Raw genomic sequence first — 5609 nt, 5'->3', positions numbered from 1 at the left:
GGGCGACGACGGCCGGCCTGCCTCCCGTGACGCGGCCCCGGACATCGAGGACCAGCCTGCGCAGATCGTCGGCGGATGTGCCGTCCGGCACCTGCCCGGTGACCAGGGCGACGCCCCGTACGTCCCTGGCTCCCCCGGCCAGCCCGGCGGCGGCCTGGAGGACCTTCTCGGCGCGGAACCGCTCGATCTCCTTCTCGGCGTCCTTGAGCTTGGCGAGCACGCCGGAGATCTTCTCGGGCAGCTCCTCGGGACGGCCCTTGACCAGCTCCTGGAGCTGGGCGACGATCGTGTGCTCGCGAGCGAGGAAGTTGTAGGCGTCCACCCCGACGAGGGCCTCGATACGGCGCACACCGGAGCCGATCGAGGACTCGCCGAGGAGCTTCACCAGACCGAGCTGGGCGGTGTTGTGCACATGCGTACCGCCGCACAGCTCCTTGGAGAAGTCGCCGATGGTCACGACCCGCACCCGTTCGCCGTACTTCTCGCCGAACTCGGCGATGGCGCCCTGCTTCTTGGCGTCGTCGATGGACATGACCTCGGCCTGGACGTCCAGCTCCCGGGCCAGTACCTCGTTGATCTTCTGTTCGACATCGGTGAGGACCGTGCCCGGTACGGCGGCGGGCGAGCCGAAGTCGAAGCGGAAGCGGCCCGGCGAGTTCTCCGAGCCGGCCTGGGCGGCCGTCGGGCCCAGCGCGTCGCGCAGCGCCTGGTGGGTCAGATGGGTGGCGCTGTGGGCACGGGCGATGGCGTGGCGGCGGGTGGTGTCGATGGCGGCGTGGGCGGCGGCGCCGACGGTGACCTCGCCGACCTGGACCGATCCCTTGTGCACGGAGACACCGGGAACCGGCTGCTGGACGTCGCGCACCTGGATGACGGCGCCGGAGTCGAGCCGGATCCGGCCCTGGTCGGCGAGCTGGCCGCCGCCCTCGGCGTAGAACGGGGTGCGGTCGAGGACGACCTCGACCTCGTCGCCCTCGGTGGCGGCGGGCGAAGGCACACCGTCGACCAGCAGTCCGACGATGGTCGACTCGCCGTCCGTGGAGACATAGCCGGTGAACTCGGTGGAGCCGGCGGCGTCGGCGACCTCGCGGTAGGCGGACAGGTCGGCGTGGCCGGTCTTCTTGGCGCGGGCGTCGGCCTTGGCCTTGTCCCGCTGCTCCTTCATCAGCCGCCGGAACCCGTCCTGGTCCACGGCGAGGCCCTGCTCGGCGGCCATCTCCAGGGTCAGGTCGATCGGGAAGCCCCAGGTGTCGTGGAGCAGGAACGCCTTGTCCCCGGCGAGGACCCGGCCACCGCCGGACTTGGTCTCGCTGATGGCGGTGTCGAGGATGTTGGTGCCGGCCTTGAGGGTCTTGAGGAAGGCGGCCTCCTCGGCGAGGGCGACGGTCTCGATCCGCTCCCGGTCGGTGATCAGTTCGGGGTACTGCACGCCCATGATGGTGATGACCGCGTCGGCCAGCTCGGCGACGACCGGTCCGGTGGCACCGAGGAGACGCATATTGCGGATGGCCCGGCGCATGATGCGGCGCAGCACATAGCCGCGGCCCTCGTTGCCGGGGGTGACCCCGTCGCCGATCAGCATCACGGAGGTACGGATGTGGTCGGCGACCACCCTCAGGGCGACGTCGGAGCCGTGATCGGCGCCGTAGCGCACCCCGGTCAGCTCGGTCGCCCGGTCCATGACGACGCGCAGGGTGTCGGTCTCGTACATGTTGTGCACGCCCTGGAGGACCATGGCGAGGCGTTCGAGGCCGAGACCGGTGTCGATGTTCTTCGACGGCAGCTCGCCGAGGATCGGGAAGTCCTCCTTGCCCTCGCCGGGACCGCGCTCGTACTGCATGAAGACCAGGTTCCACAGCTCGACGTAGCGCTCGTCGTTGACGGCGGGGCCGCCTTCTTCGCCGAATTCGGGGCCGCGGTCGTAGTTGATCTCGGAGCAGGGGCCGCAGGGGCCCGGCACGCCCATGGACCAGAAGTTCGGGCCCATGCCCAGACGCTGGATGCGCTCGGCGGGCACGCCGATCACGTCGCGCCAGATCCGCTCGGCCTCGTCGTCCTCCTCGTAGACCGTGATCCACAGCCGCTCGGGGTCGAGGCCGTAGCCGCCGTCGTCCTGGGAGCTGGTGAGCAGCTCCCAGGCGAACGTGACGGCACCTTCCTTGAAGTAGTCGCCGAAGGCGAAGTTGCCGCACATCTGGAAGAACGTGCCGTGCCGGGTGGTCTTGCCGACCTCTTCGATGTCCGGGGTGCGGACGCATTTCTGCACGCTGGTGACGCGCGGGGCGGGCGGCGCGGTCTCACCGAGGAAGTACGGCTTGAAGGGGACCATGCCCGCGTTGATCAGCAGCAGAGTCGGGTCGTCCGCGATGAGCGACGCCGAAGGCACGACGGTGTGCCCGCGCTCCTCGAAGAAGCTCAGCCAGCGGCGGCGGATTTCAGCCGACTCCATCAGTGGTCCTCATTCCGGTTGTACGGGTTGTCGGTGATCTCGGGGATATCGGGGCCATCGGGGATACCAGGGCGATCGGGGGGCGTGTCATGGATGCGTACGGGGTGCCCGATCGCGGGGCGGTGGCGCTGGGCGGGCAGCCCGGGCGGAGCGTTCACCCCGAGCACCTCGCCCAGTTCCTCCTCGCGCTGGACCATGCCCGCCCGGACGTCGAGTGCGAAGTCCTTGAGCCGGTGCCCGGCGTCGACCGCCCTGTTCGCCGCCTGCGCGGCGAGGCTCTCGGGGGTCAGCTGCTTCAGCTTGCGATGGACCTTGGTGGTCGCCCAGACGCCGGCGGCGGCGCCCGCGGTGAACCAGAATGTGCGGCGGAACATACTGCGTCAGCCCTTCCTGCCCCACCGGCCGCGGCCCTTGCCGCGCTCGCCGCGGGGCGCCGGGACCGTGCGCCCGACGACGACGGCGTGGCGGGAGCGCTCGGGGGGAGCCGGCTCGTCCTTGCGGCTCATCGCCCGGCGGACGCCGTAGCCGAAGGCGGCGACCTTGACCAGCGGGCCGCCGAACGTGGAGGCGACCGTCGTGGAGAGCGCGGAGGCGTTGGAGGTGACCTCCTGGACATCCGTCGCGATGGCGTCGACCCGGTCGAGCTGCGTCTGTGCGGAGCGGACCGTCGCGGAGGCGTCCGCCAGCAGCGGCACGGCCTGCTCGGTCACATCCGTCACGAGTCGGGTGGTCGCCCTGAGCGTCTGAGCCAGCCTCACCAGCACCACGGCGAGGAAGGAGACGAGGATCGCCCAGAAGACGGCCACCAGGAGCCCGGCAACCTCTCCACCGGTCACGCTGCACCGCTCTCTGCATTGTCGCCAGCTTGTCGCTGAAACCTCGGAATTCGTCCCACGACCCTATCGCGCCCGCGATGGCACCCCCTACCGCAATAAGACCCGGGGGGCTACCGCATGAGGCCGAGGGCGACCGGGAGACAATCGGGCAACCACCGGAGCAACCGGGGGGTGCCGGGGTGGGCCGTCACCGGCGCGGAGTCATGCATGAAGATTGTACGGAGTGGAATCGTGCGGGTACGCTGCGTGTCCCATGCGGCGCTCACAACGCAACTGTTGCTCCTGCGAAAACCATCCCCCCTGTCCCCCCGCGGCCCAGGGCAATCTCCCGGCCGAGCTGAATCGATTTGTCGGCAGGGTGGACGAGCTGGCCGAACTCACCCGGCTGCTCGACGGCTCCCGGCTGGTCACCGTCGCCGGGGTGGGCGGGGTGGGCAAGTCACGGCTCGCCGTCCATGGCGCGAGCGCTCTGCAGAATCGGTACGCCGATGGGGTCGGCCTGGTGACGCTGTCCGGCGTCTGCGACCCCGATCTGGTGGACCACACCCTGGCCGAGGTGCTCGGCATCACCGACCAGACCAGCCGGCCGCCCCGCGATGTACTGCTGGAGCATCTCGCCGAGCGGCGCTTCCTGCTCGTGCTGGACGGATTCGAGCAGGTCGTGGACCACTGCGCGGCGCTCGTACGGGATCTGCTGTCGCGCGCCCCCGGCCTTCAGGTGCTGGCGGTGGGCCGCAGACCGCTGCGGGTGGACGGTGAGACGGTGTACCGGATCGCCCCGCTGACGCAGCCGGACGCCGTCCGGCTCTTCGCCGACCGCGCGGCCCTGGCGATGCCCCGCTTCCGGCTGACCGACGGCAACCGGGACCGCGTCCAGGAACTCTGCCGGCGGCTCGACGGAATCCCGCTGGCGCTGGAGCTGGCCGCCGGACGGCTGCCCGCGCTCAGTCTCGACCAGGTGCTGGAGCGGCTCGACGACCGGTTCCGGCTGCTCACCGACGGCAGCCGGGGCGCGCTGCCGCGCCATCAGACGCTGCGTACGGCGATCGGCTGGAGCCATGAGCTGTGCACCCCCCAGGAGCGGCTGCTGTGGGCCAGGCTGTCGGTCTTCGCCGGACCCTTCGACCTGGAGGCCGTGGAGTATGTGTGCAGCGGGCGCGATCTGCCCGCCGACGGTGTGCTGGATGTGCTCTCGGGGCTGATCGCCCAGTCCGTGCTCTCCCGCGAGGAGACACCGGCGGGGCCGCGCTACCGGATGCTCGACACGCTGCGGACGTACGGCTGGGAGTGGCTGGCCGCCCTCGGCGACACCGAACGGATGCGCAAGCGGCACCGCGACTGGTACGTGGGGCTGGCCACCTGGTGCGAGCTGGACTGGTTCAGCCCCCGTCAGGTGGAGGTCGCGGCCTGCGCGGAGAGCGCGCTGCCCAATCTGCGGGCGGCCCTGGAGCTGTGCCTCGAAAGCCCGGAGGACACCCATCTCGGCCAGTATCTGGCGGGCACGCTCTGGTTCTACTGGGTGGGCTGCGGGCGGCTGGCCGAGGGCAGGCACTGGCTGGACCGCGCACTCGCCTTGACCGGCGAGCACGACGAGTCGCGGCTCAAGGCCCTGTCCGTGCTGGGCTATGTGGCGATCCTCCAGGGCGACAGCGCGGCGGCCTCCGCGGCCCTGTACGAGTGCCGCGAGGACGCGATCCGGACGGACAACCCGGTGGCGGTGGCGTACTCCGTCCACCGGCTGGGCTGTCTGGCGCTGCTCTCGGACGAGCTGCCGCACGCCGAGAAGCTCCTGCGCGGGGCGCTGGCCTCGTACCGGGAGCTGGGCGAACTCAACAGCAGCGTGCTGATGGGACAGGTCGAGCTGGCCCTGGTGCTGGTCTTCCGGGACCGGCTCGCCGAGGCCGTCGAGCTGTGCGCGGAGGTGCGGGACATCTGCGTCGAGCGCGGCGAGCTGTGGACCCGGGCCTACGCGCTGTACGTCCTGGCGTACGCGGCCTGGACGCGCGGGGAGTACGGCGGGGCGCGGGAGCTGCTGGCGGAGGCCATCGCCGTCAACCACCGGTTCAACGACCTGGTCGGTCTGGTGCTCGCCATCGAGCTGCTGGCGCTGGTCACGGCCGGCGAGGGCGACCCGGCCGAGGCCGCGGTGCTCCAGGGGGCGACCGCCCCGCTGTGGGACGCGGTGGGCGTCCCGCTCTTCGGGTCCGGAACCTTCGGGGCGCCGCGCGGTCTGTGCCGTCAGCGGGCGACCGCGGCGCTGGGTGCGGAGCGGTACGACGCCTTCGTACGGCAGGGGCGCGAGCTGTCGACGGACGCGGCGGTAC

The 5609-nt window shown here is 71.1% G+C and carries 4 protein-coding genes; 1 reads left to right on the top strand and 3 read right to left on the bottom strand.

The window, feature by feature from the left end:
* The 3 genes from alaS to ACWF94_RS31675 form a co-directional block, all read right to left on the bottom strand.
* Positions 1-2449, bottom strand: a 2449-nt coding sequence (gene alaS, locus ACWF94_RS31685) for an alanine--tRNA ligase (protein ID WP_453496274.1), incomplete at its 3' end; no start/stop codon positions are given.
* Positions 2449-2823, bottom strand: coding sequence for a DUF6167 family protein (locus ACWF94_RS31680; protein WP_453496272.1), 375 nt, complete (start codon positions 2821-2823; stop codon positions 2449-2451). The genes alaS and ACWF94_RS31680, both read right to left, overlap by 1 nt.
* A gap of 6 nt (positions 2824-2829) precedes the next feature.
* Positions 2830-3285: a DUF948 domain-containing protein gene (locus ACWF94_RS31675; RefSeq protein WP_453496269.1), complete on the bottom strand. Its 456-nt coding sequence runs from the start codon at positions 3283-3285 to the stop codon at positions 2830-2832.
* Between the two features lie 253 nt (positions 3286-3538).
* Between ACWF94_RS31675 and ACWF94_RS31670 the strand changes: the two genes are divergently transcribed.
* The coding region (locus ACWF94_RS31670; protein ID WP_453496266.1) for an ATP-binding protein at positions 3539-5609 on the top strand (2071 nt) is incomplete at its 3' end.

The sequence above is a fragment of the Streptomyces sp. NPDC055078 genome, from assembly GCF_053607985.1.
This window is presented reverse-complemented; position numbering and strand designations above follow the sequence as displayed.

What these genes read in the sequence shown, in the direction of transcription:
- ACWF94_RS31680 (WP_453496272.1), bottom strand. Translation starts at nt 2,823, where the DNA reads ATGTTCCGCCGCACATTCTGGTTCACCGCGGGCGCCGCCGCCGGCGTC.